The sequence below is a fragment of the Stenotrophomonas sp. AN71 genome (genome assembly GCF_050435725.1).
GTDB lineage: Bacteria > Pseudomonadota > Gammaproteobacteria > Xanthomonadales > Xanthomonadaceae > Stenotrophomonas.
Genome location: NZ_JBNDKU010000002.1, coordinates 105,803 through 130,348, shown reverse-complemented (window position 1 = coordinate 130,348; position 24,546 = coordinate 105,803). Strand labels below are relative to the sequence as shown.

The 24,546-nt window shown below is 67.4% G+C and carries 24 protein-coding genes and 2 riboswitches; of the genes, 16 read left to right on the top strand and 8 right to left on the bottom strand.

The window, feature by feature from the left end; all coding sequences use genetic code 11:
* Positions 1 to 63: 63 nt before the first annotated feature.
* The 6 genes from ABH900_RS04325 to ABH900_RS04300 all read left to right on the top strand — a co-directional run bounded on the left by ABH900_RS04325 (position 64) and on the right by ABH900_RS04300 (position 5,118).
* The gene (locus tag ABH900_RS04325) at positions 64 to 771 is read left to right on the top strand and encodes a response regulator transcription factor (protein ID WP_429621641.1); all 708 of its coding nucleotides are present in this window, start codon (positions 64 to 66) and stop codon (positions 769 to 771) included.
* 32 nt (positions 772 to 803) lie between these two features.
* Entirely contained in the window at positions 804 to 2,102 is a 1,299-nt protein-coding gene (locus tag ABH900_RS04320) for a sensor histidine kinase (protein ID WP_429621984.1), read from the top strand.
* A gap of 72 nt (positions 2,103 to 2,174) precedes the next feature.
* Positions 2,175 to 2,675, top strand: a complete 501-nt coding sequence (locus tag ABH900_RS04315) for a MarR family winged helix-turn-helix transcriptional regulator (protein WP_429621639.1) — start codon at positions 2,175 to 2,177, stop codon at positions 2,673 to 2,675.
* Positions 2,672 to 3,412 carry a DNA alkylation repair protein gene (locus ABH900_RS04310; RefSeq protein WP_429621637.1) on the top strand — a complete coding sequence of 247 codons (741 nt, stop codon included), beginning with the start codon at positions 2,672 to 2,674 and terminating at the stop codon, positions 3,410 to 3,412. The genes ABH900_RS04315 and ABH900_RS04310 overlap by 4 nt, the downstream gene beginning before the upstream one ends.
* A gap of 113 nt (positions 3,413 to 3,525) precedes the next feature.
* The gene (locus tag ABH900_RS04305) at positions 3,526 to 3,786 is read left to right on the top strand and encodes a hypothetical protein (protein ID WP_429621635.1); all 261 of its coding nucleotides are present in this window, start codon (positions 3,526 to 3,528) and stop codon (positions 3,784 to 3,786) included.
* 258 nt (positions 3,787 to 4,044) lie between these two features.
* Entirely contained in the window at positions 4,045 to 5,118 is a 1,074-nt protein-coding gene (locus tag ABH900_RS04300; RefSeq protein ID WP_429621633.1) for a 3-deoxy-7-phosphoheptulonate synthase, read from the top strand.
* Between the two features lie 308 nt (positions 5,119 to 5,426).
* Here the strand turns inward: ABH900_RS04300 and ABH900_RS04295 are convergent, their stop codons facing one another.
* Positions 5,427 to 6,044, bottom strand: coding sequence for a trimeric intracellular cation channel family protein (locus tag ABH900_RS04295; protein ID WP_106469254.1), 618 nt, complete (start codon positions 6,042 to 6,044; stop codon positions 5,427 to 5,429).
* An 82-nt stretch (positions 6,045 to 6,126) separates the two neighbouring features.
* A riboswitch (glycine riboswitch) is annotated at positions 6,127 to 6,232 on the bottom strand.
* A 13-nt stretch (positions 6,233 to 6,245) separates the two neighbouring features.
* A riboswitch (glycine riboswitch) is annotated at positions 6,246 to 6,335 on the bottom strand.
* Positions 6,336 to 6,375: 40 nt separating this feature from the next.
* On the opposite strand from ABH900_RS04295, the gene ABH900_RS04290 reads away from it, so the two are divergent.
* The 3 genes from ABH900_RS04290 to ABH900_RS04280 all read left to right on the top strand — a co-directional run bounded on the left by ABH900_RS04290 (position 6,376) and on the right by ABH900_RS04280 (position 7,612).
* Positions 6,376 to 6,651 carry a GIY-YIG nuclease family protein gene (locus ABH900_RS04290; protein WP_429621631.1) on the top strand — a complete coding sequence of 92 codons (276 nt, stop codon included), beginning with the start codon at positions 6,376 to 6,378 and terminating at the stop codon, positions 6,649 to 6,651.
* Between the two features lie 68 nt (positions 6,652 to 6,719).
* Positions 6,720 to 7,151 (top strand): nuclear transport factor 2 family protein, encoded by a 432-nt coding sequence (locus ABH900_RS04285; RefSeq protein WP_429621629.1) that lies wholly within the window; start codon positions 6,720 to 6,722, stop codon positions 7,149 to 7,151.
* A 5-nt stretch (positions 7,152 to 7,156) separates the two neighbouring features.
* Positions 7,157 to 7,612 carry a hypothetical protein gene (locus ABH900_RS04280; RefSeq protein ID WP_429621627.1) on the top strand — a complete coding sequence of 152 codons (456 nt, stop codon included), beginning with the start codon at positions 7,157 to 7,159 and terminating at the stop codon, positions 7,610 to 7,612.
* A gap of 88 nt (positions 7,613 to 7,700) precedes the next feature.
* On the opposite strand, the gene ABH900_RS04275 is transcribed toward ABH900_RS04280, so the two are convergent.
* Positions 7,701 to 8,981 (bottom strand): NAD(P)/FAD-dependent oxidoreductase, encoded by a 1,281-nt coding sequence (locus ABH900_RS04275; RefSeq protein ID WP_429621625.1) that lies wholly within the window; start codon positions 8,979 to 8,981, stop codon positions 7,701 to 7,703.
* Between the two features lie 123 nt (positions 8,982 to 9,104).
* Between ABH900_RS04275 and ABH900_RS04270 the strand changes: the two genes are divergently transcribed.
* Complete coding sequence (locus ABH900_RS04270; protein WP_429621623.1) at positions 9,105 to 9,884, top strand: NYN domain-containing protein; 780 nt, start codon at positions 9,105 to 9,107, stop codon at positions 9,882 to 9,884.
* A 112-nt stretch (positions 9,885 to 9,996) separates the two neighbouring features.
* A complete protein-coding gene (locus tag ABH900_RS04265) occupies positions 9,997 to 10,617 on the top strand; it encodes a glutathione S-transferase family protein (protein WP_429621621.1) in 621 nt (206 codons plus the stop codon).
* 83 nt (positions 10,618 to 10,700) lie between these two features.
* Here the strand turns inward: ABH900_RS04265 and ABH900_RS04260 are convergent, their stop codons facing one another.
* Positions 10,701 to 12,878, bottom strand: coding sequence for a primosomal protein N' (locus ABH900_RS04260; protein ID WP_429621983.1), 2,178 nt, complete (start codon positions 12,876 to 12,878; stop codon positions 10,701 to 10,703).
* Positions 12,879 to 13,291: 413 nt separating this feature from the next.
* Between ABH900_RS04260 and ABH900_RS04255 the strand changes: the two genes are divergently transcribed.
* From ABH900_RS04255 to sppA, 4 genes are all read left to right on the top strand, one after another.
* Positions 13,292 to 14,296: a hypothetical protein gene (locus ABH900_RS04255; RefSeq protein ID WP_429621619.1), complete on the top strand. Its 1,005-nt coding sequence runs from the start codon at positions 13,292 to 13,294 to the stop codon at positions 14,294 to 14,296.
* Positions 14,289 to 14,864 (top strand): DUF3106 domain-containing protein, encoded by a 576-nt coding sequence (locus ABH900_RS04250; protein ID WP_429621617.1) that lies wholly within the window; start codon positions 14,289 to 14,291, stop codon positions 14,862 to 14,864. Before ABH900_RS04255 ends, ABH900_RS04250 begins: the two co-directional genes overlap by 8 nt.
* A 209-nt stretch (positions 14,865 to 15,073) precedes the next feature.
* A complete protein-coding gene (locus ABH900_RS04245; RefSeq protein ID WP_429621615.1) occupies positions 15,074 to 16,438 on the top strand; it encodes an MATE family efflux transporter in 1,365 nt (454 codons plus the stop codon).
* A 115-nt stretch (positions 16,439 to 16,553) separates the two neighbouring features.
* Complete coding sequence (sppA, locus tag ABH900_RS04240; protein ID WP_429621613.1) at positions 16,554 to 18,476, top strand: signal peptide peptidase SppA; 1,923 nt, start codon at positions 16,554 to 16,556, stop codon at positions 18,474 to 18,476.
* A 153-nt stretch (positions 18,477 to 18,629) separates the two neighbouring features.
* Here the strand turns inward: sppA and ABH900_RS04235 are convergent, their stop codons facing one another.
* Entirely contained in the window at positions 18,630 to 18,842 is a 213-nt protein-coding gene (locus ABH900_RS04235) for a hypothetical protein (protein WP_429621612.1), read from the bottom strand.
* A 111-nt stretch (positions 18,843 to 18,953) separates the two neighbouring features.
* Here ABH900_RS04235 and ABH900_RS04230 point away from each other — a divergent pair, with 111 nt between their 5' ends.
* Positions 18,954 to 19,730, top strand: a complete 777-nt coding sequence (locus ABH900_RS04230) for an SDR family oxidoreductase (protein ID WP_429621610.1) — start codon at positions 18,954 to 18,956, stop codon at positions 19,728 to 19,730.
* A gap of 96 nt (positions 19,731 to 19,826) precedes the next feature.
* Here the strand turns inward: ABH900_RS04230 and ABH900_RS04225 are convergent, their stop codons facing one another.
* The 4 genes from ABH900_RS04225 to ABH900_RS04210 all read right to left on the bottom strand — a co-directional run bounded on the left by ABH900_RS04225 (position 19,827) and on the right by ABH900_RS04210 (position 24,530).
* The gene (locus ABH900_RS04225) at positions 19,827 to 20,546 is read right to left on the bottom strand and encodes a hypothetical protein (RefSeq protein WP_429621608.1); all 720 of its coding nucleotides are present in this window, start codon (positions 20,544 to 20,546) and stop codon (positions 19,827 to 19,829) included.
* A 34-nt stretch (positions 20,547 to 20,580) separates the two neighbouring features.
* On the bottom strand, positions 20,581 to 21,270 hold the full coding sequence (locus ABH900_RS04220; RefSeq protein WP_429621606.1) for a DUF4124 domain-containing protein: 690 nt from the start codon (positions 21,268 to 21,270) through the stop codon (positions 20,581 to 20,583).
* Between the two features lie 43 nt (positions 21,271 to 21,313).
* Complete coding sequence (locus ABH900_RS04215; protein WP_429621604.1) at positions 21,314 to 21,904, bottom strand: Sua5/YciO/YrdC/YwlC family protein; 591 nt, start codon at positions 21,902 to 21,904, stop codon at positions 21,314 to 21,316.
* A 148-nt stretch (positions 21,905 to 22,052) separates the two neighbouring features.
* The gene (locus tag ABH900_RS04210) at positions 22,053 to 24,530 is read right to left on the bottom strand and encodes a DNA topoisomerase I (protein WP_429621602.1); all 2,478 of its coding nucleotides are present in this window, start codon (positions 24,528 to 24,530) and stop codon (positions 22,053 to 22,055) included.
* Positions 24,531 to 24,546: the final 16 nt, after the last annotated feature.

Below are 24,546 nucleotides of genomic sequence, written 5' to 3'. Positions count from 1 at the left end.
GGCGTATCGCGGCAATATCGGCGTTGATACCGTCCTGATACACACCTGCACGATACTGGCCGCATGAACACTCCTGCCCGGGTCATCGTTGTCGATGACGATGCCAGCATCCGCGATGCCATCGCCGACTGCCTGCTGCTGCATGGTTACCAGGTGCGTGTGGCAGCCGATGCCGCGGCGTTGGATCTGCTGCTGCAGAGCGAGCGCCCGGACGCCATCATCCTGGACTGGATGATGCCCGGCGAAGATGGCCTGTCGGTGTGCCGCCGGCTGCAGGCGCGGGCGATCCCGATCCTGATGCTGTCGGCGATGGGCACGGCGCCAGACCGTGTGATCGGCCTGGAAATGGGCGCGGACGACTATCTGGCCAAGCCCTTTGATCCGCGCGAACTGCTGGCGCGGGTGCGCGCCCTGCTGCGTCGGCAGGACAAGCTGCGCACGCAGGTGCCCACCGAGCTGCGCTTTGCCGGCTGGCGATTGCTGCCCGATCAGCGCCGCCTGCTTGCACCCGATGGCAGTGAACTGGCGCTCAGTCGAGGGGAATTCGCCCTGCTGCGGGTACTCGTCGAGCGTGCAGGGCGGGTGCTCGGACGGGAACAACTGCTGTCGTTGACCCGCGGCGAAGACAGCGACAACGTCGACCGTGCCGTGGATCTGGCGATCAGCCGGTTGCGCCGAAAACTGGGCCAGGCGGTTCCCGGTGCTGAGACCCTGGTGCAGACATTGCGCGGCGAAGGCTACCGCTTCGATGCCGAGGTACAGGTGCTGTGAGGGCGCGCTGGTCCACCGCGCGCTGGATCGCGATGCTGGCGCTGGCCAGCCTGCTGTTGGCCACCCTGGCCAGCGTGGCGGTGGTGGGCTGGATGCCGCGACCGGCGCCGCCACCGATGCGGCTGGATCAGGCCATGCAGGTGCTGCGTGGGGAACAGGCGCCGGAGCCGCTGGGCCTGCATCTGGCGATGCAGGACGGGCCACCACAGGGCAGCGCCAGCGACTGGCTCACACAGTTGGCGGCGCTGCAGATGGGCTTGCCGGTGAAGGATGTACGCCTGGTCTGGAGCGGGCAGGGCAAGGCGCCCGATGTGCAGGTCATCGAGGGCGGCGCGGTGCTCGATGCCACGGCGCGGGCCGGTGTCCTGAAGGCGCAGGCCGCGGTGCTGACCGCCATGCAATGGCCGCCGTTCGAACTGGGCGTGCGCCGGGCCGATGGTCGTTGGCAGGTGGCCGGCAGCGATCACAGTGATCTGGCGGCCTGGCGTCGTCAGGTGGTACTTGCGCTGTTGGGCGGTGCCGTCCTGCTGGCACCGCTGGCGGCGTGGGCGTCGATCCGGCTGGGGCGCCCGCTGCGGCGCCTGGCCCAAGCCAGCGCGCATGTGGACCTGCAGGCTGACACGCCATTGCCTGATGACGGCCCGCGCGAGGTGCAGGTACTGGCGGCGGCGATCTCTACGGGGCGCGAGCGGCTGCGGGCACAGGCGCAGGATATGACCCATATGCTGGCCGCAGTAGCGCATGACCTGCGCACCCCTTTGACCGGCCTGCGCCTTCGCGCCGAGTTCGCCCCCGCGCCACAGGCGGCCCGGATGGTGGCCGACATCGAGCGCATGGACACGATGATCGAGCAGGTGCTGGACTACGCCCGTGGGGAACTGCAGCCGCTGCAGATGCGCTCGCTGGACCTGGTCGCCCTGCTGGAGGAATGCGTGCAAGCGGCGCTGCTGCGTGGTGTCGAGATTTCCATCCAGGGGCCGGATACGTTGCCCTGGCGCGGCGACGCGCTGCTGCTTCGGCGCGCGGTCGACAACCTTATCGACAATGCCGACCGCTATGCTGGGGCCGTGGAGCTGTGGGTCGCCGTGGTTGACCATGGGGTACAGCTGGACGTGATGGACCGCGGCCCGGGCATCGTCGAGGCCGACCGTGTACGCCTGCTGCAACCGTTCCAGCGCAGCGAGAGCTCGCGTAGTCGCGCCACCGGCGGCGCCGGGCTCGGACTGGCAGTGGCCGCCAATGTGGCAAGGCGGCACGCTGGCGAACTGCAGCTGCTGGACCGGGAGCGCGGCGGGCTGATCGCGCGCCTGCGGCTGGGAAAGCTTTCCTGAATTCGACTTAATGTTGCAGATTCTGGATTATTTGTTGCATGATTAGGCGCCTAATCATATGGCGTGCATGAGATGGTCGAAGCCAAGCACCATGCCCTGCTGGATGAGGCGCAGCGACGCGGCCACACCAACGTCGCGCAGCTGCGACTGTGCTTCCAGCTGCTCTCGCTGTCCTCGTCGATCGATCGCGACTGCGCCACCCGGCTGGCACCGCATGGGCTCAGCGAAGGTCGCTTCATCGTGCTGTTCCTGCTGCACGGTGCTGGTGGCACGCTGCCGCCACACGCGCTGGCCGAGCGCGCAGGCGTCACCCGCGCCACTATCAGTGGCCTGCTCGATGGCCTGCAGCGCGAAGGCCTCCTGCAGCGGCGCAGCGATGCCGAAGATGGCCGTCGCCTGCAGATCGTGTTGACCGTGCAGGGCAGGCGCCTGGCCGCGATGCTGTTCGACCAGCACACGCAGTGGATCGGCGGTCTGTTTGATGCGCTCGACGCAGGTGAACAGCAGCAGCTTTCGACATTGCTGCACAAGGTCTGGCAGCGCACCGACGGCGGACGAGCGTCCGTAGCATGAGCGCGACGATTCCTGCCGAACGCCTGCGCACGCTCAACACCGGCAGCGTCGCCACGACCCATCTGGCCGAGTGCCTGGCGGTGGACTTCGCTGCGCTGTTGTCAGTGGTGGCGCCTGCGCTTGAACCGGAGGTGCTGCAACTCATGCGCGACGCCTCGAACAAGGGCATCACCCAGCGCATGGCGTTGGCCGCCACGCTGCTGCGCGAAGCGGGGCTGGGCGATCCTGCACAATGGCACACACACGCCTCCGACACCGTGCGTGGCTGGGCCTGTTACCTGATCGGTAGCGACCGCACTGCAACGCTTGCAGCGAAACTTCAGGCAATGCGGCCGCTGGCCGATGATCCGCACTTCGGCGTACGCGAATGGGCGTGGCTGGCACTGCGCACGGACGTCGTGGCCGCACCGCTGCAGGCACTTGAGATCCTGCAGCCGTGGACGCAGGACGCATCACCTTCACTGCGACGCTTTGCCTGCGAAGCACTGCGCCCACGTGGCGTCTGGGCCACACACATCGCGCTGTTCAAGCAGCATCCAGAACATGCATTGCCGCTGCTTGAAGCACTGGCCGACGACCCCGAGCGCTATGTGCAGGACTCGGTCGGCAACTGGCTCAACGATGCCGGCAAGACCCGGCCGCTCTGGCTGCAGGAGTTGTGCGCGCGCTGGCAACATGAACACGACAGCGGCGCCAACGCCTACATCCGCAAGCGCGCACTGCGTTCGCTGCGGTAGTGCCGGCCGCTGGCCGGCAACCCCGGATCACTCCAGCGGGCATGGCACATGCGCCTGTCACCCAGACGCGGTAAACAGTGCATTGCCCCTGTCCATCCGCACGGAAGTCGATCATGCAGAGCACGCTCCAGGTAACGCTGTACGGTCCGCTTGGCGACACCCCGGCGCTGCAGCTGCCGCAGGTGGAAGGGCCGTCGGTGGCGATCCCGGAGCCGGCTCTGCGACGGCTGGTCTCCGATCTCTACACGGCCCGTTCCCTGCTCAACCCCGAGCAGCTGGACGAAGCCCGGAGGGAGCTGGACCGCGTGCTGGAGCACTGGGCCGATATCCACGAGGGCCTGCTGCTGGACCTGGAAGTACATGGCAGCCGCTAGGCCACCGCTGCGCTGAACCGTTACTCCGGTTGCGGATGAAACATTTTGCACTGCGCAAAAGCTGTGCTATCAATACATCCCATGAATGCAGCCCACACCAGCTTTTATTGGTATTACTTTCCGAAGCCCCTGGCGGAGGAAGGACTGCGCTCACCCTGAAGAAAGCTTCAGACGCATTCCCGAAAGCCGCCAGCGAACCTGGCGGCTTTTTTCATGCCGCCACGCTGGGGACCCCCAACGTTCCGGAGACCTCCCCCCATGCCCCCGCACACCGACGACCTGCGTATCCGCACCATCGAACCGCTGACACCGCCCGCCCAGCTGCTGGCGATGCTGCCGTGCGACGATGAAGCCTCCGACACCGTCAGCGCCTCGCGCGCGGCCCTGCACCAGATCCTGCATGGCCGCGACGACCGCCTGGCCGTGGTGGTCGGCCCGTGCTCGATCCATGACCCGAAGGCCGCCATCGAGTACGCCCAGCGCCTGAAGCCGCTGCGCGATGCGCTGGCCGGCGAACTGGAAATCGTCATGCGCGTGTACTTCGAGAAGCCGCGCACCACGGTGGGCTGGAAGGGCCTGATCAACGATCCGGACCTCGATGGCAGCTTCAGGATCGATAAGGGCCTGCGCATCGCGCGTGGCCTGCTGCGTGACATCAACAAGCTTGGCCTGCCGGCCGGCGTTGAATTCCTCGATGTGATCTCGCCGCAGTACATCGCCGATCTGGTGGCGTGGGGCGCGATTGGTGCGCGCACCACCGAAAGCCAGGTGCATCGCGAGCTGGCCTCCGGGCTGTCGTGCCCGGTGGGCTTCAAGAACGGCACTGACGGCAACGTGAAGATCGCCGCCGATGCGGTCGGCGCGGCGTCCAACCCGCATCACTTCCTGTCGGTCACCAAGCAGGGCGGCACCGCCATCGTGTCGACCACCGGCAATCCGGATTGCCACGTGATCCTGCGCGGCGGCAAGCAGCCGAACTACGACGCAGGCAGTGTGGCCGATGCCTGCCAGGCGCTGGCCAAGGCCAAGCTGCCGACGCGCCTGATGATCGACGCCAGCCATGCCAACAGCCTGAAGAACCCCGAGAACCAGCCGAAGGTGATCGATGACATCGCCGTTCAGTTGGAAGACGGTGAACAGCGCATCGTCGGTGTGATGATTGAAAGCCATCTGGTCGGTGGGCGCCAGGAACTGGTCGAAGGCCAGCCGCTGGTCTACGGGCAGAGCATCACCGATGGCTGCATCGACTGGGACACCACCGTGACGGTGCTGGAGCGACTGGCTGCGGCCGTGCGCGCCCGTCGCGAAGTGAAGGTGTCCGAAGCCGCTTGATGGAAGCCGCCTGACGGCGGCACGTGTGTGGATGGCGGCCAGCGCCTGCGGGGGTGCGGCCGCGATCAGGGCCGGTCGGAGTTGGAGACCGGCTCGTCCGCACCGGCGATGCGCCTGGCGCTGCGCAAGAGCGACAGCGCCAGGTACATCGCCGGGGTGGTGTGGATACCGAACGGCAATGATGCGTTTGATGCGGTAGATCCACGCCATGCGTGGATTCTGCATTCATGTAGCGTCGAGGCATGCTCGACGAGCGCGCGAAGCATGGGTTCCAAACAATGGAAACCCACGCTCACCGAACGCGAACCTCAATGCACTTCGTCGTGGTACACGAATTTCGGCATTTCCCAGCGGTAGTGGATCGCCAGCAGGCGCAGCGCAAAGCCGCCGCCCAGGCAGCACAGGATCGCCGTGGCATCGGCCACGCCCCAGTGCAGCAGCAACAGATAGGCCGCGCCGGTCAGCAGCGCGATGATCGCGTACAGCTCCTTCTGGAAGATCAGCGGCACCTCGTTGCAGAGGATGTCGCGGAGCACGCCACCGAACGCACCGGTCAGCATGCCGGCGATCAGCACGATGGGCAGGGCATGCCCGGCCTCGCGTGCGATCGAGCAGCCGATCAGGGTGAAGGCGATCAGGCCCAGTCCGTCCAGTACCAGGAAGGTGCGGCGGAAGTGATGCATCCAGCGTGCCACCCAGGTGGCGATCAAGGCCGCGCACACGGTGAAGCCCAGGTACTCGGGATGCTTCACCCAGCCCAGCGGGTAGTGGCCGAGCAGGATGTCGCGCAGCGAGCCGCCACCCAGGGCGGTGACGCAAGCGATCATGACCACGCCGAACAGGTCCATGCGGCGGCGGCCGGCGGACAGGGCGCCGGTCATGGCTTCGGCGGAAATGGCAATCAGGTAGATGATGGACAACAGCATGGGACAGGCTCCGGGCGCGGTGGGGCCGACAATGCGCACATACCGCCACTGCCTGTGCAATGACGGGATGACGATGACCGGTGCCGCTCCCGCTGTCCTTTTGCCTGAGAGTTCAGCGGCGTAGGCCGCGTGCCCCTTCGGCGGATCGTCCCGGGCGTACCCGGTGACCTCTCTCCAGCTCGGCGAGTCGAATGCATGGTTGGTGGGATTCCAGCCCACCGGCCTGAGCGATCATGGGAGCCTGCGCCTTCGGCGGGCACCAGCGCGGCGCCTCTCTCCTGCATTCGGGCGCCAGTATATCCGCTGCAGTGCAGCACGGCATAATCCGGCCATGGCCCCGTCCCTCCGCCCGTGGTTCCTGTACCTGCTGGAATGCCGTGATGGCAGCTTCTACGCCGGCATCAGCACCGACGTGGACGCGCGCTTCGCCGCCCACCAGGCCGGCAAGGGAGCGCGCTATACCCGGGCCCGGCCGCCGCTGCGCATCCTGGCCGTGCGCGAATACCCGGACCGCGCCGCCGCCTCGCGCGCCGAATGGCAGCTCAAGCAGCAGCCGCGCGAACGCAAGCTGGCCTGGCTGCAGGCGCCGGATCCCGCGCCTTTGTAGATCCACGCCATGCGTGGATGGGCCTTGTTCATGCCATGATCGCCCAGCCCTCAGCGCTGGAGACCCGGATGTCCGTCGTTGCCCTGTCGTTCGCGCTTTCCGCAGCGGCAAGCCCCGCTGCCGACGCCACCACGATCGCAGCCATCGAAGCCACCTGCCACGACTATGTCGACGGCCAGCTGGAGGCCGATCCGCAGCGCGTCGCCCGTTCCCTGCACCCGGATCTGGCCAAGCGCGCAGTCCTCGGCGACACACCTGACGAGCGCCTGGGCTTGCGCCGCATGTCGAAGGAAGAACTGGTGGCGCTGACCAAGCAGGGTGCGCTGAAGACCCCGAAGGATCAGTGGGACCGCCGCTGCACGGTGCTGGACGTGACCGGCAACGCCGCCTCGGTGCGGTTGGAAACCCCGTGGTTCGTCGATTACTTCCACATGGGCCGCTTCGACCAACGCTGGGTCATCGTCAACGCGCTGTGGTACCCGAAACCGAAGGCGAAGTGAGCGCGATGCGCGCTGCCGGCAAGGTATGGATCTCCGTCGTCGTACTGGTCACCGGTATCGCGCTGCTGCCTGGCCTGCTGTATCTGCTCGGGCTGGCATTGGTGGACGGTCGACCGAAGCCGGCCGACCGCACGCCCAGTGGTGTGGCCGCATGCAGCGGTGAACCACGGGCGGGATACCAGCCGATGAATCCCTGGCACTTCACCGCCCAGTTCTTCGACAAGGACGGAATGAAGAAGAAAGTTCCTGAAGTGGAGCGGGAGGCCTTCTGGATTGCCCGACGCCACCTGTGGCGGCAACCGCAGCGCGGCATGCTGCGCTGGCATCTCAGCAGTACCGCACTGACGATCTGGATCACTCGGCATTGGAGTACCGCGCAGATTGCCGATACCGCGAGGAAGGAGGACTTCTGCCGGACATGGTCGAAACGGCGGGTGCCCGGTGGCCCGGTGGCCCGGTGAACCGGTAGATCCACGCCATGCGTGGAGGGTGTTGACGGGGTCAGAGCCCTTTCCTGCGGAAAGGGATCCGACCCCGTTGCGTGCGGCGCTACCGCTTCGGCCGCCGGTCGTCCTGGTCATCGCCGAAGATGATGCGCGCGCTGCGCTGGTAGCTCCAGTACGCCACGGCCCAGTTCAACAGCACCACGAGGCGGTTGCGGAAGCCGATCAGGAAGAACACGTGCGCGGCCAGCCAGAACCACCAGGCCAGCACGCCGGACAGCTGCAAGCGGCCCAGGTGCACGATCGCGGCCATGCGGCCGATGGTGGCCAGGTTGCCGAAGTCGGCGTACTTGAACGGACCGGGTTCGGCCTTGCCGTGCAGGCGCGCGCGGATCACTTCGGCCACGTACTTGCCCATCTGCTTGGCGGCAGGTGCCACGCCAGGCACTGGCTTGCCGTTGGCCTGGTTCAGCGCGGCCAGATCGCCGGCCACGAACAGCTCCGGATGACCGGGCAGGGTCAGGTCCGGCTGCACCTGGACGCGGCCGGCGCGATCCAATGGCACGTCCAGCGTACGCGCCAGCGGTGAGGCGGCCACGCCAGCGGCCCACACCACGGTGCGCGCCGGCACGAACTGATCGCCGAGCTTGAAACCCTGGCTGTCGATGTCGCTCACCGGTGTGCCGGTCAGTACTTCCACGCCCAGCTTTTCCAGCTGCCGGCGCGCCTTCAGCGAAAGCACTTCCGGGAAGGACGACAGCACCCGCGGGCCCGCCTCGACCAGCCGCACCTTGGCGCTGGCCGGGTCGATGTGGCGGAACTCGTTGCGCAGCGTGTGACGCGCGATCTCGGCCAGCGTGCCTGCCAGCTCAACACCGGTCGGACCACCGCCGACCACGGCGAAACTCAGCCACGCCGCCTTCTTCGCCGGGTCCGGTTCGGCCTCGGCGCGTTCGAAGGCCAGCAGCAGCTTGCGGCGCAGCGCGATGGCGTCGTCCAGGGTCTTCAGGCCGGGGGCATCATCGGCCCACTGATCGTTGCCGAAGTAAGCGTGGGTGGCACCCGTGGCCAGCAGCAGGCTGTCGTAGTCCAGCGTACTGCCGTCGGCCATGCGGATCTGCCGGGCATGCTTGTCGATGGACACCACTTCGCCCAGCCGCACTTCCACGTTGCGCTGATGGCCGAGGATGTGGCGCAGCGGTGCGGCGATATCGGGCGCGGACAAGCCGGCGGTAGCCACCTGGTACAGCAGCGGCTGGAACAGATGGTGATTGCGGCGGTCGACCAGGGTGATGCGTATGCGCTCGCGGGCCAGGGCACGGGTGGCCCAGAGGCCGGCAAAACCACCGCCGACAACGACCAGGTGGGGAACGCGCTCGCGACTCATCGACTCACTCCAGTGGGGGCATTGGGGGAAGCGCCTGGCATCTTCGCACGCCGGCCCCCTGTCACGTCAGCGCCCGCGTGGATCGGCGATACTCGGGTTCAGGCAACCGCCCGCGAGGAGTCCATGAGCGAACCGGAAAAGCGCATCGCCCTGTTGATCGACGCCGATAATGCGCCGGCCTCGAAGATCGACGAGGTCCTGGCTGAAGTCGCCCGCTACGGCGTGGCCAACGTGCGCCGCGCCTACGGCAACTGGAAGAGCCCTCGGCTGAAGGGCTGGGAAGCGGTGCTGCACGAGTATGCGATCCGCCCGATCCAGCAGTTCGCCTACAGCAAGGGCAAGAATGCCTCGGACATGGCGATGGTGATCGACGCCATGGACCTGCTGTACGCACGCAACCTCGATGGCTTCGCCATCGTCTCCAGTGATGCCGACTTCACTCCGATGGTGATGCGCCTGCTGACCGACGGCGTGAAGGTGTATGGCTTCGGCGAAAAGAAGACGCCCGAGCCGTTCGTCAACGCGTGCTCGAAGTTCACCTACCTGGAAGCGCTGGGCCAGACCCATGCCAGCGTGCCGGATGCCGAACAGGCATCGAGCGAGCTGGCATCGAACGAACCGGTCGCCAACGACGATGCCCGCCCGCGCAAGAGCGGCGCGGAGATGCGCAGCGACACGCGGCTGGTGAAGATGCTGCGCCGCGCGGTGTCTTCGGCCGAGGGCGAGGATGGCTGGTCGCACCTGGGCCCGGTCGGCAGCCAGATCGGCAACCAGGCGTCGTTCGATCCACGTAACTATGGCTACGGGAAGCTGAGCGACCTGTTGGCGGCCATTGGCCTGTTCGAGCTGAAGAAGGATGGCAAGTCGTCCTACGTGCGCGCGCTGCCGAAGAAGAACCGGTAACGCGCGGCGACGCAGCGCCGCCGGGCATGCCCAATGCAGCCATTGCGCACGCACACACCCCGGCCGATCAGGCGTATCGTTGCCGCTCGTACTACCAGCAGGGAAAACCCGAATGTTGAAGATCTGGGGCCGCCGCAATTCCAGCAACGTCCGCAAGGTGCTGTGGTGCGCCGAGGAGATCGGGCTGCCGTATGAGTCCATCGAGGTCGGTGGCAGCCACGGTGGCACGCAGACGCCGGAATACCAGGCGATGAATCCGAACAGCCTGGTGCCGGTGATCGAAGACCATGGCCTGCCGCTGTGGGAGTCGAATGCGATCGTGCGTTACCTGAGCGCGCGCTACGCGCTGGGCACGCTGTTCGCTGAAGATCCGATGCAACGCGCGCAGGCCGAGAAGTGGATGGACTGGAGCACCTCGCGGATGGCGCCGCTGTACAGCGACCTGGTCTGGGGCATCATGCGCACCGCGCCGGCCGACCGCGACGAAGCGCGGATCAACGCCGCCATCGTGCGCGCCGGTGATTACCTGGCGATGGCCGACGCCACGCTGGCCACGCAGCCGTGGTTGTCGGGTGACACGTTCGCGATGGGCGATATTCCGCTGGGCTCGCAGATCTACGCCTGGTTCGAACTGCCGATCCAGCGCCCGGACCTGCCGCACCTGGCCGAGTGGTATGCGCGCCTGCGCGAGCGCCCGGCCTACCAGCGCGGCGTGATGTCGCCGCTGACGTAGGCGGGAATCGCGCGCGGTCGTATGTGTTGATGCAACCGTAAACGGTAGCGCCGGGCCATGCCCGGCGGATGCGGCGCCAGCCCTCAATACAGATCCGTCGGATCCACATCCAGCGACCAGCGCACCTTGCGTGCCTCCGGCAGCGCATACAGCTGCGGCACCAGCTGCGCCAGCACGCCATGCAGCGGCGGTCGCTGCATCGCTGACAGCAACAGCTGCGTGCGTTGGTAGCCGGCACGGCGTGGCATCGGCGCCGGCATCGGTCCATAGGCTTCCACCACGTTCTGTTCGCCCAGCAGCTGCCGTGCCGCCAGCAGGAACGCGTTGGCATGCTCGACCTGCTGTGCTTCGGCGCGCATCAGCGCCAGGTGCGCGAAGGGTGGAAATCCTGCGGCCTGACGCTGGTTCAGTTCGGCCTGCGCGAATGGGTGGTAACCGCCATTGACCAGCGTTTCCAATAATGGGTGCCCGGGGTGATGGGTCTGCAGCCAGACTTCACCCGGATCACGCGCACGCCCGGCGCGGCCGGCGACCTGGATCAGCTGCTGCGCCAGCTTCTCGCTTGCGCGGAAGTCGGCCGAGAACAGGCCTTCATCAATGCCGACCACCACCACCAGCGTCAACTTGGGCAGGTCGTGGCCCTTGGCCAGGATCTGCGTGCCGACCAGGATGCCGGGCTGGTCGCCCAGTTTCGCCAGCTGCTGCTCCAGCGCATCCCGGCGTGAGGTGGTGCCGCGGTCGATGCGTACCACCGGGAAGTCGGCGAAGGCGGCGCTGAGGTGTTCTTCCAGGCGTTCGGTGCCGATGCCCTGTGGCTGCAGTGCCAGGCTGCCGCAGGCCGGGCACGCCAGCGGTGCCGGCTGCCGCGCACCGCAGTGATGGCACTGCAGACGACGGCCACCGCCATGCACCGTCATCGGTGCATCGCAGCGCTGGCACGGCGCGGTCCAGCCGCAGTCGTGGCACAGCAGCACGGGCGCGTAGCCACGACGGTTCTTGAACACCAGCACCTGCTGGCCACGCTGCAGGTGTTCACCGATGCCGGCCAGCACGTCGGCCGACAGGCCGTCGTGCAGCGGACGCTTGCGCACATCGAGGATGCGCACGCGCGGCGGCCGTGCATCGCCCGCGCGCTGTTTCAGCCGAAGGTGCGTATAGCGTCCTGCATAGGCATTGTGCAGCGTCTCCAGCGAAGGCGTGGCGCTGCCCAGCAGCACTGGAATGCCCAGCGCTTTGGCTCGCACCAGGGCGAAATCGCGCGCGTGGTAGCGGATGCCATCCTGCTGCTTGTAGCTGCCGTCGTGTTCCTCGTCGACGATCAGCAGGCCAGCCTGCGGCAGCGGCGTGAACACCGCCGAACGCGTGCCGACGATCACCCGCGCCTCGCCGCGCGAAGCCGCTGCCCAGACGCGGGCGCGCTCGTTGTCGTTCAGGCCCGAATGCAGTGCATGCACGGCGATGCCGAGACGGCCGCGGAAGCGGGCCAGCGTCTGCGGAGTCAGGCCGATTTCCGGTACCAGCACCAGCGCCTGCCGGCCCTGTGCCAGGCAATGGATGATCGCCTGCAGGTAGACCTCGGTCTTGCCGCTGCCGGTCACGCCATCCAGCAGGAATGGCTGGAAGCTCCCGGCGGCGGTGATCGCCGCCACGGCCTCGGCCTGGTCGGGGTTGAGGGTCGGGCCGGGCAGCGGCTGCGCATGCTGCGGCGCCACGCTCAGCGCCACGCGCTCGGCCAGCTCGCGCTTGGCCAGGCTGCGCGCGGCAGCGCGCCAATCGTCCATGCGTTCGCCGAGCACGTCCTCGTCGACCACGGCTTCGGCCAGCAGCTCGGCCAGTTGCCGGGGACGGCTGCCCGCACGCAGTTTTTCACGCTGGGCTCGGCCCTCGGCAGTCAGCTGCCAGCCCCAGTGGTGGGTCTCGGGCAGCGCCTCGCCGTGGCGCAGCGGTCCGGGCAGCGCGGCACTCAGCACCTCGCCCAGCGGCGCGTGGGTATAGCGCGCCAGCCACTGCAGGCTGTTCCACAGCTCGCCCTGCAGCAGCGGCTGCGGGTCGCACCAGGCCAGCGCTTGGCGCAGGCCCTGGCCGTCGTCGCTCTGGCCGTGGCCGGTCACCACGCCCACCAGTTCACGGTTGCCGAAGGGCACCTTCACACGGCAGCCGATCGCGACGGCCGGCGCCTCGCCTTCCGGCGACAGGTAGTCGAACAGGCGGGGCAGGGGGACGGGCAGGGCGACCTGCAGGGTCGGAATGGGGGCAAGCATCGGGCCAGTGTAACGGGCCATGCGCGCGCGAATGGCCGCGAGTGGAGCGCCCCGGGGGCGTCCGTTGAATCATAAATGTCACCTAAATATCGGTGTCCATTGGAGATTCAGTCTTATCCACATGTTCTGTGGATAACGCTGTGCGTTACCCGTCGGCGGGCGCGGGGGAGGCCGATGGCGACGGCCTCACCCTCGGGTTGGTCAAAAAATCGCCACACTTTAAAGTCCATTAAAATCAATATCTTAAGTGTGAAACAATGCTGAAACAGAGTGAATTCAGCTGGATGCCACAGATTTTCGCTAGGGGGGCGTGGTGCTGTGCACAACCTGCAGCACGAAGTGCCCGTTGGCGCAAGTCCTGCCGGGCATCGCTGGCCTGCCGCTATCATGCCGGCAGACCTTTGGAGTGATCGATGACGGCTGTGCCCGCCCCTGTTTCCTCGACCGCGGCCGGCGCACTGTCGGCGTTCCTGCGTGGTGTCGAGCGCCGTGCCCTGGTGGTGGCTGAGCTGCAGTGTGGCGACGCCGCCCGTGCCGAGCAGACGCTGGTGGCCGTGATGCGCGCGTTTGCCGCCGTCGCCAGCGACCTGCCGATGGCGCAGTGGCCGACCCGCTTCTGGACCCTGCTGGGGCAGCGCCAGGCATTGCGCGAGCCGCTGGGCGGCCAGTGGCCCGCAGCGCTGGCCGCGCTGGGCGAGATGCCGCCGTTGCCGCGCCTGGCCCTGCTGCTGCGGGTGGGCGGCAGCCTGGATGAGGGTATTGCGATGCGCGTGCTCGACCAGGACGAAACGGGTTACCAGCACCTGCTTGCCGACGCCTGCCCGCGTGACGCCCTCGGCCAGCCCGACGCCTCGGCCTGGCGGCAGCTGGCCGAACAGGTGCAGGCGCGTATCCGCGATCTGCCGGCCAAGCGCCTGCAGCAGCTGCAGCAGCCGGCCGCGCCGATTGCCAACAACGAAGCGCCAGCCTCCAGCTGGCGTGCACCACCACGTGATGAACGGGCCGCCGCGACCAGCAAGCGCCGGCGGCCGAACGCCAAACCGCGCTGGCGCGGTCCGCTGATCCTGCTGGCCACCGTGGCCGTTCTGCTGGTCGCAGCACTGGGCTGGCGCCACTGGCAGGGACGTTCGTTCGGAAGTGATGCACCGCTACCGGAGGGCGTGGTCGGCGAGGCCGGCCCTGTCACGGTGGAAGCGCTGCCGCCCAGCCGGGTCGACGCCACGCCGGATGCGAACCCCACTCAGGCCAATGACGACGCCACGATGTTGGCTGATCGCGACTACCCGCTGGTGGCCGACGCAGACCTGTACGCGTGGACTGCCGCCGGCGGCCCGCTGCCAGTGGACGAATCGCAATCCAAGCCGAGCCGGCCTGAGCCGGCCAGCGCCACGCTGGAAACCGCTGCTGCCGATGAATAAGACTGTCTTCGCCGGCGTGCTGCTGGCCCTGCCGCTGTCGTTGGCCGCTGCGCCGCAATCGATGAACGTGCCGTTGCCGCCGCCTTCGCCGGCCACGCCGATGGCGACGCCAGCATCGACCGCCTTGCCGTCGGCGTTCGCCCAGCTGGATGCGCAGCAGCAGCGCCAGCGTCGCGCCGACTACGCCGCCTGGCGCGCGTTGCCGGAAGGAGAACGCGAACGCATCCGCCAGGCCGCTGCGCGTTTCAATGCGATGCCAGCGGACCAGCAGCAGCGCCTGCGCCTGCAGTTCCGCGAGCAGGACCAGGCGTTCCGCGACGGTTGGCGGCTGGGCCCGCAGCTGGGCCTGGAATTCCCCAAGCTGCACGGCTTGTTCGGGTTCGTGCCGGCGGAGCAGCGTGAGGCCGCGCTGGCGGTGCTGCGCCAGCTCAGCCCGGCCCAGCTGGCCCAGCTGACCCTGGTCGCACAGCGCACGCCACCGCAGGAACGCGACGCCGTACGCGCTGCTTTCCTCGGTGTGCCCGCCGCCGAGCGCGACGCCTGGCTCAAACGCCAGGCCGGCCAATAAAAAAGGGACGGAGGGAATTAAGTCGTTTCCAGCCCGCAAGTGCCAGATGCGACGTAATCCCCTCCGTCCCCTTTTCAGGCGGTGGGGGCTGTTGAAACCCAGCATTCACGCCATGTCATGGGAATGAACACGCCGCGCGCGTAAGATGGGCGCCCGCAACCCGGTGCCTGTGCCCTTCGCGCGCAACCGTAGTTCGCGTCAAGCACCTTATGTCTACTGCAACCTCCACGCCGCGTTTCCGCAAGGAAGTCGGCGCCACCGGTCTGCTCGCCCTGCCGCTTGTGCTCGGGCATGTGTCCACCGGTCTGATCTCCTTCGTCGACAACGTGATTGCCGGCCACCACGCCACCGCGACGCTGGCGGCGGTGACCATCGGTACCGCCCTGTTGTGGCTGCCGATGCTGATCCCGATCGGTACCCTGATCTCGCTGACCGCCTCGGTGTCGCAGCTGCATGGCGCCGGACGCGAGCGCGAGATCGGCCCGCTGTTCCGCCAGGCGCTGTGGTTGGCGCTGGGCCTGGGCCTGATCATGTTCACCTTCCTCACCGTGGTGCCCCCGCTGCTGCCCGCATTCGGCATCGCGCCGGACATCGTGCCGGGTGCGACCGCGTTCCTGCATGCGGTGCGCTGGGGCGGCCCGGCGCTGACCCTGTACTTCTGCATGCGCTACCTCAGCGAGGGCATGCACTGGACGTTGCCGACCATGCTGCTGGGCTTCGGTGGCCTGCTGATACTGGCACCGATGGGTTATGTGCTGGCCAATGGCAAGCTCGGTTTTCCGGAGATGGGCGCCGAAGGGCTCGGCATCGCCTCGGCGGTGATGATGTGGCTGCAGGCGATCGCCTTCGGCACCTATCTGTGGTTCACCAAGCGATTTGCCCATCTGCAGCTGTTCTCGCACTTCGAAGGGCCGCGCTGGAAAGCCATCTGGGAGCTGCTGCGCACCGGCCTGCCGATCGGCATCACCGTGCTGATGGAAGGCGGCTTGTTCATCGTCACCGCGCTGCTGATCGGCCGCCTCGGCGCCAACGAGGCGGCTGCACACCAGATCGCGATCAACGTCGCGCAGCTATGCTTCATGATCCCGATGGGGGTGGCCGAGGCCACCACCGTGCGCGTCGGCCATGCGGTCGGCCGTGGTGATGGTTTCGGCGTGCGGCGCGCGGCGTGGGCGGGCTACGCGATCATCATGGGCACGCAGACGCTGTCGGCGGCGGTGCTGCTGTTCGGCCATGACGCCATCGTCGGCGTCTACACCAACGATCTGGCAGTGGCCGGGCTGGCCTCGACCCTGCTGCTGTACGCAGCCACCTTCCAGTTCCCGGACGGCATCCAGGTGCTGTCGGCCGGCGCGCTGCGTGGCCTGAAGGACACCCGCGTGCCGATGTTCATCGCCATGTTCGCGTACTGGGGCCTGGGCATGCCGCTCGGCGCCGGGCTCGGCCTGGGGTTGGGCATGGGTCCGCAGGGCATGTGGATCGGCCTGATCGTCGGCCTGACCGCCGCGGCCATCCTGATGGGCTGGCGCCTGCGCCGCAGCAGCCTGCGCATCGGCCAGTCGATGTTGTCCTGACCTTCCCGCCCGCCACGCCGACCCGTGGCGGGCGATCCCCTGACTTGTGTCCGATGCCGCATCACGCGGCACCGGCTATGCTGGTACCACGGCAAGAAGCCATCCGGAGCGTTCCATGAATCAACCCGTGCCCCCGCTGCCCCCGGCGCGTCGCAATCCCGTCGCCAGCTTCTTCATCGGGCTGTGGGACGTCATGAACTTCACCCGCCGGTTGATCCTCAACCTGGTGTTCTTCGGCCTGCTGTTCCTGCTGCTGGTGATGTTCGTCATCGCCGCCGGCATGGGCGCCGGTGCCAGCAAGTCGCTGCAGGACCGCACCACTCTGGTGATCGCGCCGGAAGGCCGTCTGGTCGAACAGTTCAGCGCCGATCCGGTCAGCCGTGCGCTGGCCAAGGCGGTGGGCGACAACGGTGCCGAAGAGATCCAGCTGCGTGACCTGCTGCGGGTGATCGAGTCGGCCAAGGAAGACAAGAAAATCGAGCGCGTGGTGCTGGAGCTGGACAAGCTGCAGCCGTCCGGCTTCGCCTCGCTGCGTGAAGTGGCCGCAGCGCTGCAGGATCTGCGTGCCTCCGGCAAGCAGCTGGTGGCCTACAGCGAGAGCATGGGCCAGTCGCAGTACCTGCTGGCCGCGCAGGCCGACGAGGTCTACCTGGACCCGATGGGGTCGGTGGTGCTTGAAGGCCTGGGCCGCTACCGCCAGTACTTCCGTACCGGCCTGCAGGACAAGCTGGGCGTGGACGTGCACCTGTTCAAGGTGGGCGAGTACAAGTCCGCCGCCGAGCCGTACGTGCTCGACGCCGCTTCGCCGGCCTCCAAGGAAGCCGACCTGTTCTGGATGAATGACGTGTGGCAGCGCTACCTGGGCGACATCGCCAAGGCCCGCCGTCTGGATCCGGCACAGTTGGCTGCCGGCATCGATACGCTGCCGGAAGGCATCGCCGCCGCCGGTGGTGACCTGGCCAAGTTCGCCCTGCAGCAGAAGCTGGTGACCGCGCTGAAGACCCGCGAGGAATTCGAGGATCTGATGATCGAGCGCGGCGTGGCCGACGAAGATGCCGATGGCGGTTTCCGCAACGTCGACTTCGGCCGCTACCTGTCCCTGCTCGATGCTCGTCGCAACCCGGTGGACTCGCGTCCGCAGGTGGCGGTGGTGGTGGCTGCCGGCGAGATCAGCGCTGGCGACCTGCCGGCCGGACGCATTGGTGGCGAATCGACCTCGGCGCTGCTGCGCGCCGCGCGCGACGACGACAACGTCAAGTCGGTGGTGCTGCGGGTGAATTCGCCGGGCGGTGAAGTGTTCGCTTCCGAGCAGATCCGTCGCGAAGTGGTGGCCCTGCAGGCTGCCGGCAAGCCGGTGGTGGTGTCGATGGGCGACCTGGCCGCCTCCGGTGGCTACTGGATCAGCATGAATGCCGACCGCATCTATGCCGATCCGTCGACCATCACCGGTTCGATCGGCATCTTCGGCATGATCCCGAACTTCAGCCGCGCGCTGGACAAGATCGGCGTGCACACCGACGGTGTCGGTACCACCCGCTTCGCTGGTGCCTTCGACGTCACCCGCCCGATGGACCCGGCCGTGGGCCAGGTCATCCAATCGGTGATCAACAAGGGCTACGCCGATTTCACCGGTCGCGTGGCTGATGCCCGCAAGAAGCCGGTAGAGGCCGTGGACGAGGTGGCCCGTGGCCGCGTGTGGAGTGGTGCGCAGGCCAAGGAACGTGGCCTGGTCGATGCCTTCGGTGGCCTGAAGGACGCCGTGGCCGATGCTGCCAGCCGCGCCAAGCTCGGCAAGGCCGACGCCTACCGCGTGCGTTACATCGAGAAGCCGGCCACGCCGTTCGCGCAGTTCGTCAGCGGTTTCGCCGGCAGCCGTGCTGGTGCCTGGATGCTGTCCGATTCGGGCATGGCGCGGATGGTGCTGGCACGCACGATGCCGGAAGTGGATACGCAGCTGCGCTTCGTCGAGAACGCGGCCCGGGAGAAGGGCAATGGTGCACCGGTGAAGGCACTGGCGTACTGCTTCTGCGGGTTCTGAGCGGAACGCCCATCCACGCATGGCGTGGATCTACTGGAAACGCCCGGCTTCGGCCGGGCGTTTTTTTGTCTGGTAGCGCCGGGCCATGCCCGGAGGATTCTGCCGGCCGCGCTACGTGCTCGCCGCGCATGGCGCGGCGCTACCGTTGCGGGGCTACTGCGTCGCGTCGGCCTCGGCCTTGCGCTCGTGTGCGGCGGCATCTTCCACGGTCTTCTGCGTGCTCTTGGCGCGGTCCAGCGGCTCATGCATGGCTCGGGCCATGGCCTGCGGCACCGGTGGCTTTTCCGGGTTCGGTGCCGGCGGACGCTGGCAGGCGGACAGCAGCACGGTGGCCAGCAGGGACGTGGACAGGATCAGGATGCGCATGGCGGCACTCCGTGATGGACGTGCGCGCAGTGTCGCATCCCGGGCAGGGGCCTGCCGTGAGCGCGTATCCTTGCCGCATCGGAACACGACGGGCGCAGCCCGGGAGAACACATGACCCAGCAACGGTGGCGCCTGGACGGCCAGACCGCCCTGATTACCGGCGCCAGCGCCGGCATCGGCCTGGCCATCGCGCATGAACTGGCCGGCTTTGGCGCTGACCTGATGATCGTCGGGCGCGATATCGACATGCTGGAGACGGCGCGCGACGAACTGCTGGACGTGTATCCGCAGATGCAGGTGCACGCGCTGGCCGCCGATGTCTCCGATGATGAGGATCGCCGGCAGATCCTGGACTGGGTGGAAGACCACAGCGATGGCCTGCACATCCTGGTCAACAATGCCGGTGGCAACATCACCAAGGCAGCCACAGAGTATTCCGAGGACGAATGGCGCGGGATCTTCGAGACCAACCTGTTCTCGGCGTTCGAGCTGTCGCGCTATGCGCATCCGCTGCTGGCCCGGCACGCGTCGTCGTCCATCGTCAATGTGGGCAGCGTGTCCGGCCTGACCCACGTGCGCAGTGGCGTGGTCTACGGCATGAGCAAGGCGGCGATGCATCAGATGACCCGCAACCTGGCCGTCGAATGGGCCGAGGACGGTATCCGGGTCAATGCGGTGGCGCCGTGGTACATCCGCACCCGTCGCACGTCCGGTCCGCTGTCGGACCCGGACTACTACGAGGAAGTGATCAATCGCACACCGATGCGTCGCATCGGCGAGCCCGAAGAAGTGGCAGCGGCGGTGGGTTTCCTGTGCCTGCCGGCAGCCAGCTATGTCACCGGCGAATGCATCGCGGTGGATGGTGGCTTCCTGCGCTACGGGTTCTGAGAGCCGCTTTTCGCCGGGCATGGCCCGGCGCTACCAGGACTGCGCAGGGCCATGCCCGGCCGAGGTCGAGTAGATCCACGCCATGCGTGGATGCGTTCATCCCGGCACCGGGCAATTGCTGGCCGCCAGCAGACCCTGCAACCGCTCGCGTTCACCCTGCGCATTCCCGTGGTTTTCCGGCGCGGCGAAGCGCTCGCGCCCGCGCGCATCGCGGAAGCGCTGCTGCCAGCTGCTGCAGCGCTGTGCTTCCGGCAGTTCTTCGCAGCGGTCGCGCACCACCTCGCAGCCGGCGGCATTGACCGGCGTGGCGCCGCCCAGGCCCTGTACGGTCATCAATTCGCAGCGCCCGGGGGCTGGTTCGTATTCGTGCAGGTAACCACCGCCCTGGCTGTCGGTGCACTGGAAGATCGGTGGCAGCGGCGGCTTTGGCGGAGCATTGCTGTCCGGCGCGGCATCGGCCCGGCGCGGCAACGTCGCACTGTCGAGGATCTGGTCGCCGCCTTCGCGTTGGACCATGCCCGCTTCCATAATCGTACGGCCTTCACCGGGGCGGCGAGCGCTGGGCGGTGGCGATGGGGCGGGGATGGCCAACGAGGTCTCCGCGGGTGCAGGTGCAGCGGCCGGCGGGGGTGTCGCCGGCGGTGCGCTGTTTGCTGCTGGAATCCGCACTACCTGCTGCTTGCTGCCGGCGGGGCAGGGCGTACGTTGCAGGGTGGGCACATCACTGCTGCTGGAGGTGCAGCGGTAGATCACCCCGTCGTCGGCCACCGCGTTGCCGGCGAACAGGCCCAGAGCCAGCCAGATCGGATTCTTCATGCGCACAGCGTACATGCCACGGCAGGTGCCGCGCTCAGCGTTCGCAGTCCCGCGACAGGCGGGCGTCGATGCCGCGCTGCTCGTTGCTGATGGCGGTGCGTTCGCTCTGCAGCGCACTGTTGTAGCGGCGATCCAGCTCCCAGCGGCGATCACGCAGGCGCGCGCAGACTTCCTGAGGCGGCAGCGCATGGCAGCTGTCGCGGACCAGCACACTGCCGGCCGGTACCTGCACGCCGACACCCACTGCAGGCGGTCGATAGCCAGCACCTTCACCGACCGGGCTTCCTACCGGCGTGCCGAAGGCCGGACGCGGACCGGGATGGACCGGGCCGTGGTGCCCGTGCGGCAACCAGACGCTGGTCCACAACGGCACCCAGCGCGGATTGCCTTCGTTGTTGTCGCTGGTGTAGCGCCGGCCGTCGTCGCTCACGCACTCATACAGCGGCTGCGGCGGCTGGATGTAGACGTGGCGGACCTCGCGTTCGCGGATGACCGGAGGTTCGCTGGGTTCCGCTGGCGTGGCATTGCTGCGCACCACGCGGGGCGCGGGATCACGCGGGCGCTGCAGGTCGCGCACTTCCTGGCGCCCGCTGTTGCAGGGCGTGTCCTGCAGGGCCACGGCGCCGTTGCTGGCCACGCAGCGGTACACGCGGACATCGTCGGCCGCTGGGGCGGTCCATGGCAACAGCAGGCACAGGCTCAGGGCGGCGCGCAGCGGGTTCATGGCAGCAGGGTGAGTGTTTGTCCGGGGCAGTGCAATCGTCCGCTCAGGAGCGCAGCACGTTGCCGCTGAGCGCGTCGCGGATCGGGGTGGGTTGGGCCAGGCCGCCGGTCTGGCCATCAAGCAGGCCATCGAGCAGGCGCAGCAGGCGCGGGTCCAGTTCGGCGCGGCTCCGTGCCGGCGGCTCACCAGCCAGGTTGGCGCTGGTGGAGACCAGCGGGCCACCCCAGGCACGGCACAGAGCCGCCACCAGCGGATGGGCACTGATGCGCACCGCAATGCCGCTGTGCTCGCCGGTGATCCAGCGCTGGGCGCGCGGACCGGCCGGCAGGATCCAGGTGTTGGCGCCCGGCCAACTGGCCAGCACTGCGCGCTGGCGGGCGTCGGGCAGGGCCTGCAGGCGTACCCAGCCTTCCAGCTGCGACAATTCGGCGGCGACCAGGATCATGCCTTTCTCGATCGGGCGCTGTTTCAGCCGCAGCACCATATGCACTGCTGCTTCATGCGAAGGATCGCAGCCCAGGCCCCAGACCGCTTCGGTGGGGTAGGCGATCACACCGCCGGCGCGGAGCGTGGCGACAGCAGAGTCCAGGGTGAGTTCTTTCATGGCGGCGACCGGCCCGGCGTGGGCCTCCATTATCCCCCTGCTGCGTGCAGAAGGGGTGGAGCGAAGCCTGCCGGTAGTGCCGGCCGCTGGCCGGCATCAGTGGTGGGTGCGGGCCGTTGGGGTGGGTGCGGACCGTTGGTCCGCACACCTCGGCACATCATCCACGCATGGCGTGGATCTACTTGGCCGCCTTCTTTACTGCCTTCTTGGCCGGCGCCTTCTTCGCGGCCGCCTTCTTCACCGCCTTCTTGGCAGGTGCCTTCTTGGCCGCAGCCTTCTTCGGCGCCGCTTCCTTCTTCACCGCCGCCTTCTTGGCCGGGGCCTTCTTCGCAGCGGCCTTCTTGGCACCGAAGCCCTTGCGTACCGGCTTGCCGGTTTCTTCCATCAACTGCTGCACTTCGGCCAGGGTCAGCGATGCCGGCTCGCGATCCTTGGGGATCTTGCCGTTCATCTTGCCGTCGCTGATGTAGGGGCCAAAGCGGCCGTTCAGCACCTGGATGTCGCTGCCTTCGAATTCCTTGATGATCCGATTGCGCGCGATCTCTTCCTTCTCTTCGATCAGGAACACGGCGCGGGCCAGATCGATGGTGTACGGGTCGTCTTCCTTCTTCAGCGAGGCATAGGTGCTGCCACGCTTGGCGAACGGGCCGAAACGACCGATGCCGACGCTGACCGGCTCGCCCTTGTCCTCACCCAGCGCGCGCGGCATCAGGAACAGCTCGAGCGCGTCTTCCAGGGTGATGGTGTGCATCGACTGGCCCGGGCGCAGCGAGGCGAACTTGGGCTTTTCCTCGGCGTCCTCGGCAGTGCTGCCGATGGCCGCGTACGGTCCGAAACGGCCCAGGCGCACGCTGACCGGCTTGCCGGTCTTGGGGTCGGTGCCCAGTTCGCGCGCACCACTGGCTTCGGCGCGGTCGACCGATTCCTTCTTGTCTTCGACCAGTTCCTTGAACGGTTCCCAGAAGCGCGACATCAGCGGGATCCATTCTTCCTCGCCACGCGAGACGGCATCGAGCTCGTCCTCGAGCTTGGCGGTGAAGTCGTAATCCACGTACCGGGTGAAGTGGCTGGACAGGAACTTGGACACTGCACGGCCGACATCGGACGGGCGGAAACTGCGGCCCTCCATCTCCACGTACTTGCGGAACAGCAGGGTCTGGATGATCGAGGCGTAGGTCGAGGGACGGCCGATGCCGTACTCTTCCAGCGCCTTCACCAGCGCCGCTTCGGTGAAGCGCGGCGGTGGCTGGGTGAAATGCTGTTCGGCCTGGATGCGCTCCAGCGGCACGCGGTCGCCGGGCTTCATCGCAGGCAGCTTGCGGCCTTCATCCTCGTCCTCGGCGCTCTTGTTGTCCTTGCCTTCCTCGTACACGGCCAGGAAGCCGGACACGACCACGGTGGTGCCGCTGGCGCGGAACACGTGCTCGTTGCCGGCGGACAGATCGACGCTGACGGTGTTGAGCGTGGCCGGGATCATCTGGCAGGCCACCGCACGCTTCCAGATCAGCTCGTACAACCGGCGCTCGTCGTCGGTCAGGAAGCGGGCCACCTGGGCGGGCGTGCGCAGGGCCGAGGTCGGGCGCACCGCTTCGTGTGCTTCCTGGGCGTTTTTCGACTTGGTCTGGTAGGTGTTGGGCTGGTCCGGCAGCGAGGCGATGCCGTAGTCACGGGCGATCACGTCGCGGATCTCGGCCAGCGCATCCTGCGACAGGTTCACCGAGTCGGTACGCATGTACGAGATCAGGCCGACCGTACCTTCGTCACCGATCGCCACGCCTTCATACAGCTTCTGCGCCACCTGCATGGTCTTGCGGGTGGTGAAGCCGAGCTTGCGCGAGGCTTCCTGCTGCAGGGTGGAGGTGGTGAACGGCGGCGCCGGGCGACGCTTGCGCTCCTTGCTGGCCACGTCGGTGACATGCAACGAACCCTGCGCGGCCTGCTGGATGCGCAGGCGGGCGGCTTCGGCGGTGTCGCCGTCGGTGATGGTGAACTGTTCGAACTTCTGCCCGTCCAGCTTGATCAGCTTGGCGTTGAAGTGCTGCGAGGGGTGTGCGCACTCGGCGGCGATCGACCAGTACTCGCGGGCGATGAAGGCTTCAATCTCTTCCTCGCGCTCGACGATCATGCGCAGCGCCGGGCTCTGCACGCGGCCGGCGGACAGACCGCGCTGGACCTTGCGCCACAGCACCGGCGACAGGTTGAAGCCGACCAGGTAGTCCAGCGCGCGGCGTGCCTGCTGGGCGTCGACCAGATCGCTGGCGATCTCGCGTGGCTGGCTGATGGCTTCCTTGATCGCGCGCGGGGTGATCTCGGTGAAGACCACGCGCTGCATGGGCTTGTCCTTGACCAGCCCACGTTCCTTCAGGATCTCGGCGATGTGCCAGCTGATCGCTTCACCCTCGCGATCCGGGTCGGTTGCCAGCAGGATGTCGTCGGCGCCCTTGGCGGCCTTGGCGATCGCATCGACGTGCTTTTCATTCTTTTCGATCACGTCGTAGTGCATGGCGAACCCGTTGTCCGGGTCGACCGCGCCTTCCTTCGGAATCAGGTCACGCACATGCCCATACGAGGCCAGGACGGTGTAGTCCTTGCCGAGGTATTTGTTGATCGTCTTGGCCTTGGCCGGCGATTCGACGATGAGCAGGTGCTTGGGCATGGCAGCAGTGTCTGTG